Here is a 21165-nt window from a genome sequence, read left to right on the forward strand (position 1 = left end):
CTCTACCTCCTACCGTGGCGCCGAAGTGCGCGCGCCACGCGGTCGTGCTGTCTGGTGGTGAGGATGAGCCCCCGCCGTGGTGAGGCGCCGTTTGTGCTTGGGCAGCGGGCGCTCGTGCCGGATGCGGATCTTCGTGGCCGTGACCGCACCGCCCTCTCCGGAGGTCTTCTCGCGGGGCGTCTGCAGCTCACGCAGCCACATGGTCATGACCGCGCCGAGCGGACGCTCATGACTGATCTTGGCCGTGATCATCCGGGTGATCAAGATCGTCAGGACGAACGCCCAGGCCGTGGAGAAGAAGCCGAACCCGAAGCCGAGCTGCCGCTCGATCGCGAGGACGACGAGGAACACGGGGATGCCGACACCCCAGGCCACGTAGCGGGCCCGCCACGGGAACGTCGCCTTCGGCGGGCCGAGCCACACCGCATCGACCCGGTAGACCTCGTCATCGGTTCGAATCCGCACGCGCGCTACCCCGCGCCGTCAGCTGGTGAACAAGCCGGCGATCCATTCGCCGACGTTGACGCCGAGCCCGCTCACGGCGAGGCCGACGATCGCGAGCGCGATCACCACACCGGCCAGGCGGCGCATGACTCCGGCGTTGTCGCCCTTGCCGCCTCCGAGCCAGAGCAGCAGCAGCGCGACGGCGAGCAGGACCAGCGGGATGATGTTGTCCAGCAGCCACTGCTGGACCCCGCGGGTCTTGATCTCACCCTGCGCCAGGTGCTCCACAAGTGTCATCATGGTCATCGCGTACTCCAGGTGCGAGGAGTGTGGGTGTCGGGTGGGTCGGCTCGGGGCAGGCCCACGAGGTCGGAAGGTCCGGTCCGGTCTGTCTAGCCCATCATGGCGTCACAAGCTGTGACGGTCAAAGCGCTCTCTGTCGAACGGCAGTCCATTCACACACCAGGCACAGTACGGCCACTTCTCCTGAACTCGTCGTCCTCCATCATCGTGGCAAGACCGCTCAGGGTTAACCCCCGGCACCCGGATTTCCTAGTGTGGGTAGGGACTCACTCACAGGCGCAATCTCGCTTCACTCTGGGTGTGCGGTATCGCCCGTCGACGGGGCGGGGAACAGTGTGGCATGCCCCGATCGGCCGCATCGCACGTACCCGGGCGTGACGACGTCTCCGGGCGAGTCGATCATCCGTTCCGGCGAACGCGGTCACGGAGCGCCCTGGTGGGCCGTTTTGTCCTCACGTCGCGTGATCACGGCACACTTTCCGGTGGACCCGGGTGTAAGCGCTCACCACGGCGGGGGTGCGGTGTGGCGCGGTACCGGGATGACGGGTGGTGAGCGCGAGCGCTTTCCTGCTCACGCGATGTGACCTGGCGGCGCGATGCGCGATGGGCGCGGGCAGGCAGCGGACGCTGTGCGGCGCGGCGCGATCAGGCGCGCGAGGCCGCGCAGTAGCCCTCGCGAACCAGGCGGCTCCGGCCGGCGCTAGTAACCCCGTGCCGGACCGCCGATCCAGGTCTGGACCGGCGGTGCGTGGTGTGCCAGGGGCGCGGTCAGGCGCGCGGGGTCGCGAACACGCCGTCCGGGAAGGCGCCGTTCGCCACGGCGGTCCGGGCCAGTTCGCGGGCCAGGTCGTGCAGCCGGGCGGCCTTCTCGGCCCCCAGGCGGCGCCACGGGGCGACCGCCGACGCGTTCGTCTGCTCCTCGACGCTCTCCCGCAGCACGGTGCCCTCCGCGGTGAGCCGGCCCTCCTCGTCGAGCAGGCCCTGTTCCCGCAGGTCCGCCACACCGGCGTCCCACTGCTCGTCGGACCAGCCGCGGGACGCCTTCGCCACCGGCAGCAGAAAGCCCTTGCCCGTCGCGGTGTAGGTGATCAGCGCCGCGAGCCCGCCGAGGCCGTGGCCGACCAGCGCGGCGATGTGGCCGTCGCCGCGGTACTCGCGCAGCAGGGTCGCCGCGTGCCAGAGGACCAGGTGCGGCTCCGACGGCCAGGCCAGCCCCGCGTGCCCCGCGAACAACGGCCGGCCCTCGACCGTGCACGCCTCGCAGGCCTCGCGCGCCAGCTCCGCCGCCTCGGCCAGCCGGGGCGAGGTGACGAGCTCCCCCAGCACCCGGCGCAACCCGGCGTCCGCCGCCGACAACCGCGCCTCGAGGATGCGCGACGGCTCGGCGAGCGTCCACGCCCGCGGGATGTGCCGGGCGACCAGCTCCGGGTTGAAGTTGTAGAAGGTGGCCGCGACGACGTCCGCGGTCACCCGGCCCATCGGCGCGGAGCGGCTCGCGAAGTAGCCCATCCGGCCGGGACGCAGCCCCGCGGCGGTCAGTGCCTGCTCGGCCTCGGGCGCGAAGTAGACGAACGAGTGCAGCGGCTCCAGCACCCGGTGGCACCGGTACGCGACGGCGCGGGCTTCTTCGTGATCCACGAGCCGACCGTAGGGCACGGGAGCCGGGCGGGAAAGGGCGGACGAGTTGGCCTGTAAGCCGGATCCTGTCCCGCGGCGCGAAGCCGCGGTGGCGGCCATCCATCTAGGCCTGCCGTCGCCGGCAGGCTCGAGCGGCCTACCCGCAGGCATCGGACGGGCCGTCCTCGATCGCCTGCGCAGGCACCTCGCGGCGCCCTCTTGGCCTTGCTCCGGGTGGGGTTTACCGAGCCACCCCGGTCACCCGGGGTGCTGGTGGTCTCTTACACCACCGTTTCACCCTTACCCCGGCCGTTGCGGGCCGGGGCGGTCTGTTTTCTGTGGCACTGTCCCGCGGGTCGCCCCGGGTTGCGGTTAGCAACCACCCTGCCCTGTGGAGTCCGGACTTTCCTCGAGGGGATCACCCTCGCGACCGCCCGGCCAACTCGTCCGCACACCCAGGGTAACCGTTCCCGCGCCGCGGACGTCGGTTGCCCCACGGGCGGACTCGCGAGTCCACTTCGGACCACCGGCGCTACGGGAGAGCGAGCCACAGCGCCACGGTCGCGGCGGCCAGGCTCACCAGGACGGTCACCAGGCCGAGCCGGGTGAACTCGCCGAGGCCGGGCGCGTCGCGCCCGAGCACCCGCCGCCACAGCAGCGTCGCGAGCGAGCCGAGGTAGGTGGCGTTCGGGCCGATGTTCACGCCGAGCAGCACGGCGAGCAGCACGCCGGTGTCCGGGTGCGGCCCGAGCACCGCCAGGAGGAGCAGCGTGGCCGGCAGGTTGTTCAGCAGGTTGGCCAGCGCGGCGGCGACGAACGCGGTCAGCAGCAGCTCGGGCAGCCCCGCGGTGTCCGGCAGGAGCGCCCGCAGCGGGCCGCCGAGGAGGTGGTCGGACACGGCCTGCACGACGATCGCGAGCCCCAGCACGAACAGCGTGAGCAGCGGGTTCGCGGCGACGACCAGCCGTCGCGGGGTCGTCTCCCGTCGGGCGAGCGCTCGGGCGGCGAGCACGGCGGCGGCGATCGCCGCGACCCAGCCCGGCGCGAGCCCGATCACCGGACCGGCGCCGAACCCGGCGAGCGTCAGCCCGAGGACGACGAGTGCGAAGACCGGCGCCGGGCGGTCGTCGCGCCGGGCGCTGGTCCGTCCGGTCAGGTCCCGGCGGAAGAACCACAGGAAGACCGCGAGCTCGATCGCGACCGTGACCAGCCACGGCAGCGCCATGATCGCGGCGAACCCGGTGAAGGAGAGCCCGGACGCGGCGAAGGCCAGCAGGTTGGTCAGGTTCGACACCGGCAGCAGGGTCGACGCGGAGTTCGCCAGGTGCGCGCAGGCGTAGACGTGTGGCTTGGGCGGCAGGTCGAGCGTCCTCGTCGTGGCCAGGACGACCGGCGTGAGCAGGACGACGGTCGCGTCGAGGCTGAGGACGGCGGTGGTGCCCCCGGCGGCGGCGAAGGTCAGGACGAGCAGTGTGCGCGGGTGGCCGCGGCACGCGGTGGCCAGGCGCGCGCCGAGCCAGGAGAAGACGCCCTCGCGGTCGGCGAGGTCGGCCAGGGCGAGGATCGCCGCCAGGAACCCGAGGGTCGGCGCCATGGTCAGGACCTGGTCGCGGGCCTCGGGGAGCGACACGAGCCCGGTCGCGAGGACGACGAGTGCGGCCGGAACGGCGACGAGCGCCTCCGGCCAGCCACGCGGACGCGCCACGGCGAATCCGAGAACGGCGGCGAGCGCCCCGAGGCTCCCGACCGCCGCGACCACGGCTCCACGCTAGCGAGGCGACGGCGCCCCTCCGACTCCGGCCAGGACGATGCCGGGGCCCGCGCCGGCCGCCGGCTTGCCGGTGATCGTTGCGATTGCCTCGTCGCCGGCGGGCGGGAGCGGCCACCGCGCCACCGCGATCGCCACGACGCCGGGCCGCACCGACCGCCGCACGGCGACCGGACCCCGGCACCGCACCGCCGCGGGCCGCGCTAGCCCAGGTGCGAGATGTCGTTCACCAGCCGCACCGAGGCGTTGCCGTCGGGGTAGAACTCGACGATCGACAGCGACGCCAGGTCCAGGTGCAGACGGAACAGCAGCGACGGCCCGGCGTCCAGCCCCAGCCGCAGCAGCGACTTGATCGGCGTGACGTGGCTGACCACCACGATCGTCTCCCCGCCGTGGGTCTCGAGCAGTTCGTCGCGCGTCCGGCGCACCCGCTGGTGCACCGCGTCGAAACTCTCCCCGCCGGGCGACGGCACGGACGGGTCGCGCAACCACCGGCCGTGCAGCTCGGGGTCGCGCCGGGCGGCCTCGGCGAAGGTCAGGCCCTCCCACTCGCCGAAGTCGGTCTCCAGCAGGCCGGGATGGGTCTCGACCCGGCCGCCGAGCGCGTCGGCGACGGCCTGCGCGGTCTGCTTCGCCCTGGTCAGCGGCGACGTGACGATCACGGTGTCCGCGCCCAGGCCCGGCATTCCGGCCAGGCGCTTCGCGGCGGCGGCCGCCTGCTGCAGGCCGTGCTCGGTCAGCGGCACGTCACCGCGCCCGGAGTAGCGGCGGTCGACCGACATCGAGGTCTGGCCGTGCCGCAGGAGCATCATCCGGGTCGGGGTGCCCTGGGCGCCGGTCCACTTCTGCGGCGTCGTGCGCTCCGGACCGGCCGTCTTGCCCGCCTGGGTGTCCATCGCCTCGTTCGCGAGCCGGTCGGCGTGGGCGTTCCGGGCACGCGGGATCCACTCGTAGGTGACGCTCCCGAACCCGGCGGCCAGCTCGCGGGCCTGTGCCGCGAGGGGGCGCAGCGCCTCGTTCTTGATCTTCCACCGGCCGGACATCTGCTCGACGACCAGCTTGGAGTCCATCCGCACGGCGACGTCGCTGGCGCCCAGCTCGGACGCGGCCCGCAGCCCGGCGATCAGACCCGAGTACTCGGCGACGTTGTTGGTCGCCACCCCCAGGCCGTCCTGCCGCTCGGCCAGCACCGCACCGGTCCCGGCGTCCCGGACCACGGCGCCGTACCCGGCCGGACCGGGGTTGCCCCGCGCCCCGCCATCGGCCTCGACGACGACCTTCACAGACCCGACTCCACGGTGCGGACGAGGATCGCGCCGCAGTTCTCGCACTGCACGACCTCGTCCTCGGCGGCGGCCTTGATCTCCCCGACGGTGGCGCGGTCGAACTCCATGTTGCAGGCCAGGCACTTGCGCTGGCGGACCAGCGCCGCGCCGATGCCCTTGTGCTCGCGGACCCGCTCGTACAGCTTGAGCAGGCCCTCCGGGAAGCGCGGCACCAGCTTCGCGCGGTCCTCCTCGCGGCGGGCCTTCGTGGTGTCGAGGTCCTTGAGCGTCTCGTCGCGACGGCGCTGCGCGTCGGCCAGCGCCTGCTCGGTCTTGTCGACCTCGGCGCCGGTGCGCTGGACGTCCAGCTCCAGCGCCTCACGGCGCTCCATCAGCTCGAGCTGGTCGTCCTCGAGCGCGCTCTGCCGGCGGGCGAGGGTCTCCAGCTCGTGCTGGAGGTCGGCGACCTGCTTGGCGTTGACGGTGCCGCCGTCGATCAGCTTGCGGTCGCGGTCCTCGCGGGCGCGGACGGACTCGATCTCCTTCTCCTGCCGCGCGATCTCGCGGTCCAGGTCCGAGGCCGCGGTCTCGTGGCGGATCGCCGTGTCGCGCAGCTCACGCAGCGTCTTCTCGATGCCCTCGATCTCGGCGACCTCGGGCATGGTGCGGCGGCGGTGCTCCACCCGGGACAGCTCGGCATCCACTTTCGCGAGCTCGAGCAGCTGACGCTGGACGGCCGGCTCTGCCTTCACTGGTACTCCCTCGGTTACGCGCGGATGGTCCACGGATCGGTTCGGCGCGCGGACACGTGAACGTTGACGTTACCCGCAAAGGCGGCGCGCAGGACCGCCGAGGCTTGACCGCACCACGGCCACTCGCTGGCCCAGTGGGTCAGTCCGACGAGCGCGGGCGCGTCCGGACCGGTTTCCAGGTGCTCGCCCGCGGGGTGGTGGCGCAGGTCGGCGGTGACGTAGGCGTCGACTCCCCGCGCACGGGCCGCGTCGAGGAAGCTGTCCCCGGCGCCGCCCGAGACCGCGACTGTCCTAATCGGACGATCGGGGTCCCCGGCGCCGAGAACGCCGGGTTCGGTGCGCGGCAGGGCGTCGGCGACGCGCCGTACGAACGCGGCGAACGGCTCGGGCTCGGGCAGCTCGCCGATGCGGCCGAGACCGGTCGTGCCGTCCGGATGCGGGTCGAGTGGCCGGAGGTCGCCCAGGCCGATCGCCTCGGCGAGCGCGTCCGAGACGCCCGGGTTCGCGGAGTCGGCGTTGGTGTGCGCGCAGTAGAGGGCGACGCCGGCGCGGATGAGCCGGTGCACGAGGCGGCCCTTCGGGGTGTCGGCCGGGACGCCGTGCACGCCGCGCAGCAGCAACGGGTGGTGCGCCACGACCAGCTGGGCGCCGGAGGTGATCGCCTCGTCGATGGTGGCTTCCACCGGGTCGACGCAGATCAGGACGTTGTCGACGGGCTCTCGCGGGTCCCCGCACACGAGGCCGACGGCGTCCCAGCTCTCGGCCAGCGCGGGCGGGTAGGCCGCCTCGAGGACGGCGATGATGTCGGCGAGCACGGGCATGCGCCGATCTTCGCACGCGCGGTGAGGCAGACTGCGGGGTGTGAGCGAGCCGAGCCTGCACATCTGCTTCGTCTGTTCCGGCAACATCTGCCGCTCGCCGATGGCGGCCATCGTGTTCCGGGCGCACCTCGAGCGGGCCGGGCTGGCCGACCGGGTGCGGGTCACCAGCGCCGGCACCGGGCCGTGGCACGTCGGCGAACCCGCCGACGCGCGGGCCCGCGACACGCTGCGCGAGCACGGCTACCGCGGCAAGCACGTGGCCGCCCAGGTCGACGGCGACCACCTCGGCGCGGACCTGCTGCTGGCCGCCGACCGGGGCCACCTGCGCGAGTTGCGCCGGATGGTCGACGATCCGGAGCGGGTGCGGCTGCTGCGCTCGTTCGACCCCGCGGCGCCGGACGGCGCCGAGGTGCCCGACCCCTACTACGGCGGCGACGACGGTTTCGACGAGGTCCTCGCGATGATCGAGCGGACCGTGCCGGCGCTGCTGGACTGGGCGAAAGCCCGGGTGTGACGCGCCCGTGCGATCCGGGCGGACCACCGATACGGTGACGGAAATGAGCGCACGCGAAGCCGTCGAACGACTGCTCGGCGTTCCCGTCACCGGGGTTCGCCGCAGCAGCGGTGCGGTGTTCCTGGTCACGGCCGAGGGCCGGGGTGTCCTGGTCGCGAAGGAGGGCATCGGGCCGGGCGCGACCGACGCCGAGGCCGCCGGCCTGCGCTGGCTCGGCGAGCACGGTGACGTGCCGGTGCCGCACGTCCACGCGCACGACGACGAGTGGATCGTGATGGACTACGTCGCGCCCACGTACCCCGAGGAGGGCGCGGCGGAAGCGTTCGGACGCGGTTTGGCGCGGCTGCACCTGCGCGGGGCGCCGGCGTACGGTTCGCCCCCGCCCGGCGGGCCGGTCGACGCGTGGATGGGCATCGCCCCGATGCGGAACGAGGCGTCCGCCGATTGGCCGTCGTTCTACGCGGCGCACCGGGTGTTGCCGTACGTGCGGATGTGCGTGGACCAGGGGTTGTACGACGGCGAGCAGGCCGCGGTGTTCGAGCGGGTGTGCGACCGGATGCCGTCGCTGGCCGGCCCGGCCGAACCCCCGGCCCGCCTCCACGGCGATGCCTGGAGCGGCAACGTGCACTGGGCGCGGGGTGCGGTGTGGCTGATCGACCCCGCCGCGCACGGTGGACACCGCGAGACCGACCTCGCGATGCTCCAGCTGTTCGGCACGCCGCTGCTGGGGCACATCCTGGGCGCGTACGAAGAGGCGGCCAAGGACATGGACGCGCCGTTGACGGACGGCTGGCGGGAGCGGGTGCAGCTGCACCAGCTGTTCCCGCTGCTCATGCACGCTGCGGTGTTCGGGGGCGGGTACGCGAGGCAGGCCCTCCGGGCGGCTGAGGCCGCGCTCCGCTGAGGCGGGGTTTCGCTGGGCGGGGCTCCGCTTAGGCCTGGCTCAGCTGGGCGGGTGTGTTGGCCAGCAGTGCAGGCGCGGATGGGGCTGTCGTGCTGCCGCGAGCACCGGTGGACCGATGGTGAGGGTGCGAGCGGACACCTCGTTTTCGCGCCGTGACGGGCGTGGATGGACCAACGGTGATGGGGCGAACGGACCGTTCATGCAGCGGCGGACGCCAAGGGACCAGCGACGAAGGCACGAACGGACCGTTCATCCGGCTGGCAGCACCAAGGGACCAACGGTGAAGGCACGAACGGGCCTCTCGTTCGCGCGCCGTGACGGGCGTCAACGGAGCAACGATGGCGCCACCAACGAACCGTTCATGCAGCGGCGGGCGCGCGGCAGCGAGCACCAACGGACCAGCGACGGAGCCATGAACGGACCATTCACCCAGCCACCTGCACCCAGTAGACCAGCGCCGAACCGCCGCTCGGGTTCGTCCCGCGCCGTCAGCGTCGGGCGGCCCTCGGGCAACCGCCGCCCGGCTCATCCCACGACGGCACCACCACCAGGCGCCCGCCCGGTTCGTCCCGCGTCGTCCGCGGCGTCCGGCGTCGGGGGGCCGCCAAGGGCCCGCGGCGCACCTCCCCGCACCTGCTCGCCCGGCGACGGCTTACCGTAGGGGTGTGCGGCTGAAGTTCCTCCTCCGGCCGAGCTGGCTCGCCCTCGTGGTGGGCGTGCTCGCGTTCGCGTTCGCTTGCTTCACGCTGCTGTCCCCGTGGCAGTTCAACCGCAACGACGAGCGCGAAGTCCAGAACAAGGCCATCGAGGCCTCCCTCACCGCCGAGCCGCGCCCGCTGAACGACGTCCTCCCCCCGGGCGCCGTCCCGGACAGCCGCACCGAGTGGGCCCGCGTCTCCATCACCGGCACCTACCTGCCCGAGCAGGAAGTCGTCGCGCGGCTGCGCACCGTGCAGGGCCAGCCCGCCTTCGAGGTGCTCACCCCGTTCCGCACCACCGACAACCAGGTCGTCCTCGTCGACCGCGGCTACCTCCCGCCGGACTCCCGCACCGAGGTCCCGCCCTACGCCGCACCCCCCACCGGCACCGTGACGGTCGTCGCCCGGATCCGGCAGGACGAGACCGACCCGAAGAACCGCGACGCGTTCGCCGACGCCTCCACCCACGGCAAACTCCAGAGCTACGTCGTCGACTCGAAGGTCGTCGCCCGCTCCAGCGGCCTCGACATCCGCAGCGGCTACTTCCAGCTCGACGACGCCCAGCCCGGCGTCCTCAACCCGCTACCGCTCCCGCAACTGGAAGCCGGCCCGTTCTTCTCCTACGCACTCCAGTGGATCGCGTTCGGGATCATGGCCATCGCCGGCCTCGTCTACTTCACGGCACGCGAGATGAAACCCGGCGGCGTGCTCAACGAAATGGCCCAGCGCGAGAAGAACAAGCGCCGCAAGCGCAAGTCCGTCGCCGAAATCCTCGCCGAGGACGAGGTCACCGGGAACGAGGCCGCAGACCGAGAACAGCAGCCAGCACAGCGGAACTGACCCCGGCCAGCCACCCCACCACCCGGGACAGCTCGACCGCGCGCGTCACGTGCCCGGCGTCCGGGTTCCGCCCGTCGCCCAGCACCGGCAGCTCCTCCACCCCGTGCGGGTACACCGTGCGCCCGCCCAGCCGGATCTCCAGCGCCCCCGCGAAAGCCGCCTCCATCCGCCCGGCGTTGGGACCCGGGTGCGCCGACGTGTCCCGCCGCCACGCGCGCCACGCCCCCGCCGCCGAACCGCCCACCACCGGCGCGCTCGACACCGTCAGCGCCGCCGCGAACCGCGTCGGCAGCAGGTTCACCAGGTCGTCCAGCCGCCGCCCGAACCAGCCCGCCGGCCGCGTCGGGTCGCCGAGCGTGCGCAGCACCGAAACCGTCCGCGCGGCCAGCAACCCGGGCACCCCGGCCACCGCGCCCCAGAACAACGGCCCCACCACGGCATCCGCGGTGTGCTGAGCGACCGACTCCACCGACGCCCGGGACAGCCCGATGACGTCCAGGCTCTCCGTCCGCCGGCTGTCCAATCCGGACAGTGTCTCGCGCGCCGCGTCGAGCTCGCCCTCCTCGAGGTCGCGCGCCAGCTCGGTGCCGTCGTCCGCGAGCCCGGCCCCGCCCAGCACGGCCCACGTCGCCACGGCCGTGCCCAGCGCCTGCAGCACCGGACTGCGGCGCACCGACCGCTCCGCGAGCAACCCGGCCAGCACCGCCGACCCGGCCAGCCCGCCGGCGAACGCGACACCGGCCAGGCGGTGTTCCGGAAGCCTGGCGTCGAGGTCGCGGACGGTTCGCGTGAACACGGTGACCGGCCGTCCGCGCTTCGGCTCGCCGATCACCCCGTCCGCCGCCGCCCCCAGCAGCAGTCCGATCGCCCGTGCGGCACTCACTCGTCGCTCCCCGAGGTCGAAATCCGCCCCGAGACTACTGGAACTGCTCGGCTACCTCGTCGCGCGCCTGCACCATGATGTCCCGCATCGCCCGCTCGGCCCGGTCCGCGTCGGCCCCGTCGATAGCGTGCGCGACCTCCAGGTGCAGGGCCACGGCCTCCGGCTGCGGCTCGGGCGGCATCAGGCCGTGCTCGGTGCGCCCGGTCAGCACCTGCGCGATCACCTCGGACAGCTGCCCGAACATCGGGTTGCGCGAGGCCGCGAGCACGACGTGGTGGAACGCGATGTCGTGCCCGAGGAACGCGGTGAGGTCCCGGGCGTGTGCGGTGGCCTCCAGCCGGGCACCCAGGGCGCGCAGGCGGCCGCGCTCCTCGGGGCTCGCGCGGAGCGCGGCGAACCGCGCCGCGCTCGGCTCGACGGCCCAGCGCAGCTCCATGAGGTTGCGCAGGGCGACCGGCCGTTGCTCGCCGTCGAGCTGCCAGCGGATCAACCGGGGGTCGTAGTGGTTCCAGTCGGCGCAGTCCCGCACGGTGATGCCGACCCGGCGTTTGCTCGTGGTCAGGCGCATCGCCTCCAGCGCCCGCACCACCTCGCGGGCCACGGTGCGCGACGCCCCGAAGCTCTGCTGCAGCTCCTCCAGGCGCAGCACCGATCCCGGCGACAGCTCACCGCAGGCGATCGCGGTGCCCACCGCGTCGAGCATGCGCTCGTGCATTCCCTCGGCCACGAGCGTGACGCTAGACCTCTGATTCGATTAAGTAGTACTTGTGTCTTGAATAAGTACTACCTTTGCGGTGCACTGATCAGGTGACAGCGAGGTCGGAGGAGCAATGACGGTCATCGTCGTGATGGGTGTGGCCGGATCGGGCAAGACGACGATCGGGGCGGCACTGGCGGAGCGCCTGGGCGTCGAGTACGCCGAGGCGGACGCGTTCCACCCGCCGGCCAACATCCAGAAGATGTCGTCCGGGCACCCGCTGACCGACGACGACCGGTGGCCGTGGTTGCACGCGATCGCGGCCTGGATCTCCGAGCACCAGCAGACGGGCGGCGTCGTGTCGTCGTCCGCGCTCAAACGGCGCTACCGCGACGTGCTGCGCACCGGCGGGGACGTGTGGTTCCTGCACCTGACCGGTCCGCGCGACGTCCTGGCGGCGCGAATGCGGGCGCGGTCCGGGCACTTCATGCCGGTGTCGCTGCTGGACTCCCAGCTCGCCGACCTCGAACCCCTCGAAACCGATGAGCGCGGCCTGATCGCCGACATCCTGGAATCCCCCGCGGCGATCGTGGACCGCGCGCTCACCGAGCTGGCAAAGGAGCAGCCGTGAGTAACCTCGCCGCCGCGTGGACCGGGACCGACACCCGGCTCGTCGTGGCCACCCTGATCGGCATCGCCGTGATCGTGGTGCTGATCAGCAAGGCGCGCATGCACGCCTTCCTGTCGCTGATCATCGGATCGATCGTGGTCGGCCTGCTGGGCGGGCTACCGGTCGACAAAGTGATCAAGAGTTTTTCCAGCGGGGTCGGCTCGACCGTCGCCTCGGTCGGGCTGCTGATCGCGCTGGGCGCCATGCTCGGCAAGCTGCTCGCCGACTCCGGCGGCGCGGAGCAGATCGTCGACACGATCCTCTCGCGCACCTCGTCGAAGGCCCTGCCGTGGGCGATGGCGCTGGTCGCCGCGCTGATCGGGTTGCCGATGTTCTTCGAGATCGGCCTGGTCATGCTGATCCCGGTGGTGCTGCTGGTCGCCAAGCGCAGCGGCAGGCCGCTGATGCTGGTCGGCGTGCCCGCGCTGGCCGGCCTGTCGGTGCTGCACGGCCTGGTGCCGCCGCACCCGGGTCCGCTGGCGGCGGCGGGCGCGCTCAACGCGAGCGTGGGCATCGTGCTCGGCCTCGGGTTGCTGGTGGCGATCCCGACGCTGATCATCTCCGGCCCGCTGTTCGGCATGGTCGCCGCGCGGTGGGTGCCGGGCGCCAGGGCGCCGGAACACCTGGTCCCGGCGCGCGGCGGCAGCGAGGACGACGTGCGGCGCCCGAGCTTCGGCGCGACGCTGCTGACCGTGCTGCTGCCGGTGGTCCTGATGCTCGCCAAGGCGATCGCGGACATCTCGGCCGGCAGCGGCAACACCGCGCGGCGCGTGCTGGACTTCGTCGGTGACCCGCTGATCGCGCTGCTCGCGGCCGTGCTGGTCGGCATGGTCACGCTCGGCCGCGCCGCGGGGTTCACGCGGGACCGGCTGTCGTCGACGATCGGCGCCTCGCTCGGGCCGATCGCCGGGATCATCCTGATCGTCGCCGCGGGCGGCGGGTTCAAGCAGATCCTGGTCGACGCGGGTGTCGGCAACGTCGTGACGCAGCTGGCCACCGGGGCGCACATCCCCGCCTTGCTGCTCGGCTGGCTGGTCGCGGTGCTGATCCGGCTCGCGACAGGCTCGGCGACCGTGGCGACGGTGTCCGCGGCAGGGCTGGTGTCGGGACTGGCGGCGACGATGTCGCCGACCGGGGCCGCGCTGCTGGTGCTCGCGATCGGCGCCGGGTCGCTGTTCTTCTCGCACGTCAACGACGCCGGGTTCTGGCTGGTCAAGGAGTACTTCGGGCTCTCGGTCGGCCAGACGATCAAGAGCTGGTCGGTGATGGAGACGGTGATCTCGGTGGTCGCGATCGCGATCATCCTGCCACTGGGGGCACTGCTGACGTAGTGAACCGCGCTGGGGGCCTCCGGCACGTGCCGGAGGCCCCCAGCCGCGTCAACCCCGCTCGGCGTAGGCCCAGGCTTCGAGCATCACGCGGGCGATCGATGAATTCCCCGGCAGGATCAGCTCGCTCACCCCGTCCAGGATCGGCACCGGCCGCCCCTGCGCCTCGAACGCCGCCCGCACGTCGGCCCGCGGCACCCACAGCGCGGTCTCGATCTCGCCGTCGGCGGGGACCAGCGGCCGGGACGGGTCGGCCTTCGCGGTGAACCCCAGCATGATCGACCGCGGGAACGGCCACGGCTGGCTGCCCAGGTACCGCACGTCGTGGACGTCGGCACCGACCTCTTCCCGGATCTCCCGCACGCAACAGCCCTCGAGCGACTCGCCGGCCTCGACGAACCCGGCCAGCACCGAATACCGCCCGGGCGGCCACGCCGGCTGGCGCGCCAGCAGCACCTGCTCGCCGTTGACGCCCTCGTCGTCGTGCACCAGGCAGATGATCGCCGGGTCGGTGCGCGGGTACTCCTCGCGCCCGCACGCCTCGCACTTGGACGCCCACCCGAACTGCACCAGGTGCGTCGGGCTGCCGTCGCGCACGCAGAACCGCGCCTGGCGGTGCCACACGCGCAGCGCCTGCGCCGTGGTGAACAGGCCGGCCGCCGTGTCGTCGAGCTGGTCGCCGTGCGCCCGCAGGGTCACCCACAGCTCGCCGTCGGCCAGCGGCGCCTCCTCGAGGACGCCCCAGCTGCCGGGGACCTCGACGACCTCCGCACCGGGGTCCGGCTCGCCCGGCAGCGACCAGTAGTCGACGCCCTGCCACTCGCCGAGGAAGACTGCGTCGGCCGGCGGCTCCTCGCCGAAGGCCAGGGCCTTGCGGGTGGCCAGCACCGCCTCACCGCGCCGCACGGGACTGCGCAGCTTCTTGTCCAGCAGCATCACCTGGGCGTCGGACCAGCGGGAGCGCAGGCGATCGGGGTTGGTGCGCAACATCTCCTGACGATCCACAGTAGACCGGGAGAGCGTCGGGAGGCGGCTGAGCGCGAAGGGTGCGACGGTCACTTGCCGGGCTCCCCCACCGCGAACCCGCCCAGAGCGGTCAGCTGTGGCGCCAGGATCTCGGCGTCGCCGACCACCACGCCCGTGAACCGGGTGGGCGCGAAGAACTCGAGCGCCGCCTGCGCGACCTCCTCGACCGTGACCTCCGCGATCCGCGCCGGGTGCTCGGCCAGCCACTCCGCGCCGAGGCCCGCGGCAGTCAGCGCGGCGAGCTGGCTGGCCAGCCCTGCCTGCGAGGACGTGGCGGTGAGCAGCGAGCCGATGGCGTACTGGCGCACCGACTCGACCTCCTCGGCGGTCGGCGGCACGAGGGCGAGGCGGCCCAGCTCGTAGCGGGTCTCCAGCAGGGCGGCCGCGGTGACCTCGTTGGCGGTGTCCGCGTCGACACCGACCGTCGCCGTCGAACCGGTGAACTCGAAACCGGAGTGGGCGCTGTAGGTGTAGCCCTTGTCCTCGCGGATGTTCTCGACCAGCCGGGACGAGAAGTACCCGCCGTAGGTGAGGTTCGCCAGCTGCAGCGCGGCGTAGCGCGGGTCCGTGCGCGGCAGGGACTGCGCGATGAGCCGGATCTGCGACTGCACCGCACCGGAACGCGGCACCAGCAGCAGGTCGCCGCCGGTCACCTCGGGCAGCCCGGGCATGGCCACCGCCTCGCGGTCGGCCGACCAGCCGGCCAGCGCGCGCTCGACGTCACCCGCGATCCGGTCCGGGTCGATGTCGCCGACGACCACGAGGACCGAACCCCGCGGCAGGACCGACGCCGCGTGCAGCGCGCGGACCATCCGGGCGTCGACCGCTGCGACATCACCGGCCTGCGGGACCTCGCGCGTCGCCGGGTGGTCGCCGTAAACGTGCTTGAGCAGCGCCTCCCGCGCGATCACCCGTGGCTGGGTGCGGGACACCGCCAGCCGCTCGACCAGCCGGGCCGACTCCCGCGCGACCTCGTCGTCCACATAGGACGCGGAGGTGAGCGCGTCGGCGAGCACGTCCAGCAGCGTCGGCAGCCCGGTGGCCAGCGCGTTGCCCGAGATCGTCAGGCGTTCCGGGTCGACCACGGTGCTCAGCTCGCCACCGATCAGCGCCAGCTCGGTGTCGATCTCGACGCGGTCACGGCGCGCCGTGCCGGTCAGCATGGTCTCGGCGAGCACCTCGGCGGTGGCCGCGTGCAGCGGCTCGGTGCCGCCGAACGGGATGCGCAGGCGCACCTCGACCAGCGGCACGGTCGGCTTGCGGACCGCGAGCAGGCGCAGGCCGTTCGGCAGCACGGTGTCCACATGCGACAGATCCGCGGCCGCGGTCTGGTCGCCCAGCTCGGGGACCGGGCGCGGACCGGTGGCGGTGCGGCCGATCTCCTCGGCGCTGCGGTGCTGAACAGAAGTCACTTCGCTCCCCCTTCGGGCTCGACCAGCAGGACCGCGCGCGAGTCGGGCCGCAGCGCCTTCGCGGCGGCGGCCACGTCCTCGACGGTGACGGCGGCCATCCGGTCCGGCAGCCGGTACACCAGGGACGGGTCCCCGTAGAGCAGCTCGAACGCGCCGAGCGACAGCGTCCGGGACATCAGCCGGTCGTGCTCGGCGTGCAGGCTCGCGCTCCAGCGCGCGGTCACCTTGGCCAGTTCCTGGGCGTCCGGCGGCGTGGCCGCCAGCTTTTCCAGCTCCTCGTCCACCGCGGCCAGCACCCGCTCGGCGGTGACGTCCGGCGAGTGGATCGCGGTGATGGAGAACGTGTCCGGGTCGCGGGCCTCGAACGGGCCGAACAGGCCGGCGCCCGCGCCGATGTCGGTCACCAGCGGCTCGCGGTGCACCAGCCGCTGCTGCAGGCGGGAACCGTCGCCGTCGGTCAGGACGCTCGCCAGGACCAGGTTGGCGAGGTACCCGTCCAGCTCGCCGACCGGGTCCGGCATCCGGTAGCCGATGGCCAGCGCGGGCAGCGGCGCGTGCGGATCGGTGTGGTGGCCGCGGACCTCGCCGGCGGGCGGCGGCTCGGCGAACGAGCGGCGCGGCGGCGCCGGGCGGTGCGGCACGTCGCCGAAGTGCTTCTCGATCAGCTCGCGGGCCCGGTCGGGCTCGAAGTCCCCGGCGACGGTGAGGACGGCGTTGGCCGGCGAGTAGTAGGTGTCGAAGAAGGCGGCGCAGTCGTCCAGGCCGGCCTGTTCGAGGTCGGTGAAGTCGCCGTAACCGTTGTGGGCGTTGGGGAACGTCTGGTACAGCACCGGCGGCAGGAGGATCCACGGGAACCCGCCGTAGGGCCGGTTCAGCACGTTGAGGCGGATCTCCTCCTTGACGACGTCGATCTGGTTGGCGAGGTTCTCCCGCGTCAGCTTCGGCGCGCGCATGCGGTCGGCCTCGAGGAACAGCGCCCGCTCCAGCGCGGCGGAGGGCAGAACCTCGTAGTAATCGGTGTAGTCCGGGTGGGTCGACCCGTTGAAGGTGCCGCCGCTGGACTGCACGATCTTGAAGTGCGCGAGCTTCTCCAGGCTCTCGCTGCCCTGGAACATCAGGTGCTCGAACAGGTGCGCGAAGCCGGTGCGCCCTTCCGGCTCGGAGCGGAAGCCGACGTCGTAGTGCACGGCGACGCCGACCACCGGAGCGGTCGAGTCCGGCGCGAGCACCACGCGCAAGCCGTTGTCCAGGGTGAACCGGGAGGTCCGGGAAGTCTCCGCCATGCGCCCCACCATACGGCCATCGGACGGGCCGGGGTCGGCGACGGTCCTGCAGCGCGACGGCGACTTCACCGACAGCGAACGCCGCTCCCGGGAGGCGACGGTTGCGGTGCCGGCGAGCGGACCCGGCTCACTGTCGGTCAGGGCCGAATCACCGAGCGCGGCGACGTCAGCTCGGCGGGGCGAACCCGCGCGGCGGCGTGGCCGCCCCCGGTTCGGCCGGCGGTGCCGCGGGTGCCGGGGGCACCGGCGGTGGCGCGGGCCACCCGTTCACCGCGGCGTACCCGGCGACGCGGCGGCGGCGTTCGGCGAGCACGGCCTGCAGGTAGGCCCACGCCGGGACCCCCGGTGGCAGCGGGGCGCCGATCCGCGACGCCACGTCGTGCACGAGCTGGTGCCCCAACGGTTCCCGCACCCGCGGGCTCAGCTCGCCGTAACGGGCGAGGTACTGCCGCATCGACAACGCGAGGTCGTCCGTGACCGCGGTCAGGTCGAGCTGCGACGCCCAGCCCGCCAGCGCGGGTGGCATCGTGATCGACGGTGCCGCGAGGTGCGGTGCGCGTTCCCGGATCACCACGGTGCCCGCCAAGTAGTCACCGACCCGCTTGGACCGCGGCGAGAACAGCGAAACGAACAACGCCACGGCGCTCCACGCGAGCACCGGTCCGAAGTCGACGATCGCGCCCGCGAGCGCCCGCGTCAGCGCCTGCCGGAACCGGATCGGGCCGCCGTCGTCGCGCACCACGCGCAACCCGAGCGACATCTTGCCGAGCGTGCGGCCCCGGCTGAGCGTCTCGAACAGCACCGAGTACCCGACCCGCACGAGCACGAAGAAGCTCAGCGCCAGCGCGGCGAACAACGCCGTGTCGGACACCCCGAACAGCCCGAGCGCGAGCAGGAACAGCAGGAGCGCGGCGGCCTGCACCGCCACGTCGAGGGCGAACGCCGCGGCCCGGCTGGCCAGCTGCGCGACCGGCAGCTCGAGGACGACGGCGTCGCCGGTCACCAACTCGGGTTCTCCGGACACCGGCCCACTGTAATCTGCCCCCGTGGACGTGGACCTGTTCGTGGCGGCCCACCGCGCCGAATGGGCCCGGCTGGACCACCTGCTCGCCGCGCGCAGGCTGACCGGGCCGGAGGCCGACGAGCTGGTCCGGCTCTACCAGCGCGCGGCCACGCACCTGTCGGTCGTGCGCTCGTCGGCGCCCGACCCGGCGCTGCTGTCCTGGTTGTCGTCGCTGGTCACGCGCGCGCGGTCGGCGGTGACCGGGTCGCACACGCCGGCGTGGCGCGAGATCGGCCTGTTCTTCGCGCAGCGGTTCCCCGCCGCGGTCTACCGCACCGCCCGGTGGTGGGTGCCGACCGCGCTCGTCACGATCGTGGTGAGCGGGCTGCTGGGGGTGTGGATCGCCACCGATCCCCAGGTGCAGGCGAGCATCGCCGCGCCCGACGCGGTCCGCGCGCTCACCGAACCGGGCGGGCGGTTCGAGACCTACTACTCCAGCAACCCCGCGGGTTCGTTCGCCGCCCAGGTGTGGACGAACAACGCCTGGGTGGCCGCGACGTGCCTGTTCTTCGGGGTGCTGCTGGGGATCCCGGTGCTGATCGCGTTGTGGCAGAACGCCCTCAACGTCGCGATCTCGGCCGGGCTGATGGCCGCGGCGGGGCGGCTGGACGTGTTCTTCGGGCTGATCGCGCCGCACGGGCTGCTCGAACTGACGGCGGTGTTCGTCGCGGCGGGCACCGGTCTGCGTCTGGGGTGGACGGTCGTCCAGCCCGGCCGGCGGTCGCGGTCGGCGGCGCTGGCGCGGGAGGGGCGGTCGGCGGCCGGGATCGCGCTGGGGCTGGCGTGCGTGCTGCTCGTGTCCGGGGTGATCGAGGCGTTCGTGACGCCGTCCGGGCTGCCGACGTGGGGGCGCGTCGCGATCGGGGTGGCCGCCGAGGTGCTGTTCCTGGGGTACGTGTTCGTGTTCGGCCGGCGGGCCGCGCGGGCCGGGGTCACCGGGGACGCGGACGCCCGCCACGCCGGTGACCTGCTCCCGGAGGCCGGCTGACACGCCGCTGCCCGGAATCGTCGGTGGGCGGTTTTAGGGTGGGGGCATGCGACTCGAACTCTCCGCCGACACGTACGCGCAGGTCAGGGCCCGTGCCGAGGAAGCAGGGCAGTCCGTGCACGAGTGGATCGTGGCGGCGGTCGAGCGGGAGGCGTACCGGCAGCTGTGCGAGCAGCAGGCGCGGTGGAACGCCGAGCACCCCGACCAGGTGCGCGCCGCCGCGGACGAATGGCGTGCCCGTGGCTCTTCGGCCGCGTAGGGGCCAGATCTGGGCGGTGTCCGGCGGGGCGCGCCGGGTGCTGGTCTTCTCGGGCAACATGCTGAACGACATCGACGACGAGCACGTGGTGACGATGGAGGTCATCGAGCACGCGGTGCCGCTGAGCGTGGCCACCGGGACCGGCGGGTGGATCCGGTACACGTGGCTGGACCACGTTCCGAAGGAGTCGCTCACGCGGCAGGTGGGCGAGGTGAGCGGCGAGCTGATGCAGCGGCTGAGCACGCGGCTGTTCATGGTGATCGCGACGGACTGACGTTCGGGGCCCCGCGCGGACGCACCGCCGGCGAAACCCGCCGCCGGTGCGTTACAGGCGGCCGGCGGCCTTCAGCGCCAGGTAGCGGTCCGCCAGGGCGGGCGCGAGCTCGTCCGGCACGGCGTCCACCACCGAGACGCCGTGCCGCGCCAGCAGGCCGGTGACGTGGCGCCGTTCGGCCAGTGTGCGTTCCGCGGCGGCCGCGTCGTAGACCGCTTCGGCGTCGCCCCGGGCGGAGGCCATTTCGGCGATCCGGGGGTCGGCCACGCCGGCCACCAGCAGCTGGTGCCGTCCCACCACGGACGGCAGCACCGGCATCAGTCCCTCCTCCAGCGGTGCCGCGTCCAGGCCCGTCAGCAGCACCACCAGCGACCGCCGCCGGGTGCGGCGCAGCACTTCGGCCACCATGCCGCGCGCGTCGGTCTCCAGGAGGCTCGCCTCCAGGGGAGCCATCGCGTTCACCAGCGCCGTCAGCCGGCCACCGGTCACCTCGGCGCGGACCTGGCGGTCGTACGCCAGGAAGTCGACCCGGTCGCCCGCCTGGGACGCCAGCACCGCGAGCAGCAACGCCGCATCCATCGCCGCGTCCAGACGCGGCACGCCACCGACGCCCCCGAGCGCCGCGCCGACCCGCCCCGCGGCCGTGCGGCCCGTGTCCAGCACCAGCAGCACGTGCCGGTCCCGCTCCGGGCGCCAGGTCCGTACCATCACGTCCGCAGCCCGGGCCGTGGCCCGCCAGTCGATCGAGCGCACGTCGTCGCCGATGACGTACTCGCGCAGCGAGTCGAACTCCGTCCCGGAGCCCCGCACGCGCGCCGCCTGACGGCCGTCCAGCTGCTGCAGCCGCGCCAGCCGCGACGGCAGGTGCTTGCGCGCGTGGAACGGCGGCAGCACCCGCACGCTCCACGGCACCCGGTGCGACCCCTGCCGTCCCGCCAGCCCGAGCGGCCCCAGCGCCCGCACCGTCACCACGGCCGACGACCGGTCGCCCCGGCGCACCGGGGACAACCGCACCACGACCGGCCGCGTTTCCCCCGCCGGCACCGAGATCCGGAACCGGTCCCGCGCCACACCGGCGCTCGGCGGCCAGGCGTCGCGCAGCGTTCCGCGCAACGGCCGCGATCCGGGGTTGGTCACCGACAGCGTCACCTCGGCCGTCTCGCCCAGCCGCGCCGCCGTCGCCCCGGACCGCGCGAACCGCAGGGCCGACACGGACGCCGCGAACAGCAGGTCCACCGCGACCCCGAGCACGATCACGCCGAGCACCGCCAGCACCCCGGTCCACGACGGCACCCCGAGCGCCACCACGACCACGCCCACGACCGCCAGCAGGCCGGCCCGGCCGGTGATCGCCAT

The 21165-nt window shown here is 73.3% G+C and carries 22 protein-coding genes and 1 other RNA gene; 8 read left to right on the forward strand and 15 right to left on the reverse strand.

Annotated elements, in window-relative coordinates:
• Nucleotides 1–9: 9 nt before the first annotated feature.
• The 8 genes from FB470_RS05840 to FB470_RS05875 form a co-directional block, all read right to left on the reverse strand.
• Nucleotides 10–465 (reverse strand): hypothetical protein, encoded by a 456-nt coding sequence (locus FB470_RS05840; protein ID WP_306989343.1) that lies wholly within the window; start codon nt 463–465, stop codon nt 10–12.
• A gap of 18 nt (nt 466–483) precedes the next feature.
• A complete protein-coding gene (locus FB470_RS05845; RefSeq protein ID WP_306989344.1) occupies nt 484–750 on the reverse strand; it encodes a hypothetical protein in 267 nt (88 codons plus the stop codon).
• Between the two features lie 765 nt (nt 751–1515).
• Nucleotides 1516–2385, reverse strand: coding sequence for an SCO6745 family protein (locus FB470_RS05850; protein WP_306989345.1), 870 nt, complete (start codon nt 2383–2385; stop codon nt 1516–1518).
• A 38-nt stretch (nt 2386–2423) separates the two neighbouring features.
• An RNA gene (gene rnpB, locus FB470_RS05855) (RNase P RNA component class A) lies at nt 2424–2810 on the reverse strand.
• A gap of 86 nt (nt 2811–2896) precedes the next feature.
• Nucleotides 2897–4123: an SLC13 family permease gene (locus tag FB470_RS05860; RefSeq protein WP_306989347.1), complete on the reverse strand. Its 1227-nt coding sequence runs from the start codon at nt 4121–4123 to the stop codon at nt 2897–2899.
• 212 nt (nt 4124–4335) lie between these two features.
• A complete protein-coding gene (locus tag FB470_RS05865) occupies nt 4336–5415 on the reverse strand; it encodes a bifunctional RNase H/acid phosphatase (protein ID WP_306989348.1) in 1080 nt (359 codons plus the stop codon).
• Complete coding sequence (locus FB470_RS05870; RefSeq protein WP_306989350.1) at nt 5412–6149, reverse strand: zinc ribbon domain-containing protein; 738 nt, start codon at nt 6147–6149, stop codon at nt 5412–5414. The genes FB470_RS05865 and FB470_RS05870 overlap by 4 nt, the downstream gene beginning before the upstream one ends.
• 14 nt (nt 6150–6163) lie before the next feature.
• Entirely contained in the window at nt 6164–6970 is an 807-nt protein-coding gene (locus FB470_RS05875) for a Nif3-like dinuclear metal center hexameric protein (protein WP_306989352.1), read from the reverse strand.
• 40 nt (nt 6971–7010) lie between these two features.
• On the opposite strand from FB470_RS05875, the gene FB470_RS05880 reads away from it, so the two are divergent.
• The 3 genes from FB470_RS05880 (at nt 7011) to FB470_RS05890 (ending at nt 9926) form a co-directional block, all read left to right on the forward strand.
• Nucleotides 7011–7484: a low molecular weight protein-tyrosine-phosphatase gene (locus tag FB470_RS05880; RefSeq protein ID WP_306989354.1), complete on the forward strand. Its 474-nt coding sequence runs from the start codon at nt 7011–7013 to the stop codon at nt 7482–7484.
• 43 nt (nt 7485–7527) lie between these two features.
• Nucleotides 7528–8388 (forward strand): fructosamine kinase family protein, encoded by an 861-nt coding sequence (locus FB470_RS05885; protein ID WP_306989356.1) that lies wholly within the window; start codon nt 7528–7530, stop codon nt 8386–8388.
• 665 nt (nt 8389–9053) lie between these two features.
• The gene (locus tag FB470_RS05890) at nt 9054–9926 is read left to right on the forward strand and encodes an SURF1 family cytochrome oxidase biogenesis protein (protein WP_306989358.1); all 873 of its coding nucleotides are present in this window, start codon (nt 9054–9056) and stop codon (nt 9924–9926) included.
• Here the strand turns inward: FB470_RS05890 and FB470_RS05895 are convergent.
• Together FB470_RS05895 and FB470_RS05900 are read right to left on the reverse strand one after the other, a co-directional pair.
• The gene (locus FB470_RS05895; protein ID WP_306989360.1) at nt 9874–10809 is read right to left on the reverse strand and encodes a cobalamin biosynthesis protein CobD/CbiB; all 936 of its coding nucleotides are present in this window, start codon (nt 10807–10809) and stop codon (nt 9874–9876) included. The two genes, FB470_RS05890 and FB470_RS05895, sit on opposite strands and share 53 nt — an antisense overlap.
• Nucleotides 10810–10843: 34 nt before the next feature.
• A complete protein-coding gene (locus tag FB470_RS05900; protein WP_306999072.1) occupies nt 10844–11512 on the reverse strand; it encodes a FadR/GntR family transcriptional regulator in 669 nt (222 codons plus the stop codon).
• A 127-nt stretch (nt 11513–11639) separates the two neighbouring features.
• Here FB470_RS05900 and FB470_RS05905 point away from each other — a divergent pair, with 127 nt between their 5' ends.
• Both FB470_RS05905 and FB470_RS05910 read left to right on the forward strand, forming a co-directional pair.
• A complete protein-coding gene (locus tag FB470_RS05905) occupies nt 11640–12137 on the forward strand; it encodes a gluconokinase (protein WP_306989362.1) in 498 nt (165 codons plus the stop codon).
• Complete coding sequence (locus tag FB470_RS05910; RefSeq protein ID WP_306989364.1) at nt 12134–13507, forward strand: GntT/GntP/DsdX family permease; 1374 nt, start codon at nt 12134–12136, stop codon at nt 13505–13507. The genes FB470_RS05905 and FB470_RS05910 overlap by 4 nt, the downstream gene beginning before the upstream one ends.
• 48 nt (nt 13508–13555) lie before the next feature.
• Here FB470_RS05910 and nudC read toward each other — a convergent pair whose 3' ends face one another.
• The 4 genes from nudC to FB470_RS05930 all read right to left on the reverse strand — a co-directional run bounded on the left by nudC (nt 13556) and on the right by FB470_RS05930 (nt 18249).
• A complete protein-coding gene (gene nudC, locus FB470_RS05915; RefSeq protein ID WP_306989366.1) occupies nt 13556–14563 on the reverse strand; it encodes an NAD(+) diphosphatase in 1008 nt (335 codons plus the stop codon).
• Complete coding sequence (locus FB470_RS05920) at nt 14560–15942, reverse strand: M16 family metallopeptidase (protein ID WP_306989368.1); 1383 nt, start codon at nt 15940–15942, stop codon at nt 14560–14562. Before FB470_RS05920 ends, nudC begins: the two co-directional genes overlap by 4 nt.
• Complete coding sequence (locus FB470_RS05925) at nt 15939–17225, reverse strand: M16 family metallopeptidase (protein WP_306989370.1); 1287 nt, start codon at nt 17223–17225, stop codon at nt 15939–15941. The genes FB470_RS05920 and FB470_RS05925 overlap by 4 nt, the downstream gene beginning before the upstream one ends.
• 166 nt (nt 17226–17391) lie before the next feature.
• Nucleotides 17392–18249 carry an RDD family protein gene (locus FB470_RS05930; RefSeq protein WP_306989371.1) on the reverse strand — a complete coding sequence of 286 codons (858 nt, stop codon included), beginning with the start codon at nt 18247–18249 and terminating at the stop codon, nt 17392–17394.
• Between the two features lie 22 nt (nt 18250–18271).
• Between FB470_RS05930 and FB470_RS05935 the strand changes: the two genes are divergently transcribed.
• Genes FB470_RS05935 through FB470_RS05945 form a run of 3 tightly spaced genes read left to right on the forward strand, consistent with a single transcriptional unit; the run spans nt 18272 to nt 19809 of the window.
• Nucleotides 18272–19276, forward strand: coding sequence for a stage II sporulation protein M (locus FB470_RS05935; protein WP_306989373.1), 1005 nt, complete (start codon nt 18272–18274; stop codon nt 19274–19276).
• Nucleotides 19277–19322: 46 nt separating this feature from the next.
• A complete protein-coding gene (locus FB470_RS05940) occupies nt 19323–19535 on the forward strand; it encodes a hypothetical protein (protein WP_306989374.1) in 213 nt (70 codons plus the stop codon).
• Nucleotides 19516–19809 (forward strand): hypothetical protein, encoded by a 294-nt coding sequence (locus FB470_RS05945; protein ID WP_306989375.1) that lies wholly within the window; start codon nt 19516–19518, stop codon nt 19807–19809. The genes FB470_RS05940 and FB470_RS05945 overlap by 20 nt, the downstream gene beginning before the upstream one ends.
• Nucleotides 19810–19860: 51 nt before the next feature.
• Here FB470_RS05945 and FB470_RS05950 read toward each other — a convergent pair whose 3' ends face one another.
• Entirely contained in the window at nt 19861–21165 is a 1305-nt protein-coding gene (locus FB470_RS05950) for a DUF58 domain-containing protein (protein WP_306989376.1), read from the reverse strand.

Source organism: Amycolatopsis thermophila (assembly GCF_030814215.1).
Classification (GTDB): domain Bacteria; phylum Actinomycetota; class Actinomycetes; order Mycobacteriales; family Pseudonocardiaceae; genus Amycolatopsis_E; species Amycolatopsis_E thermophila.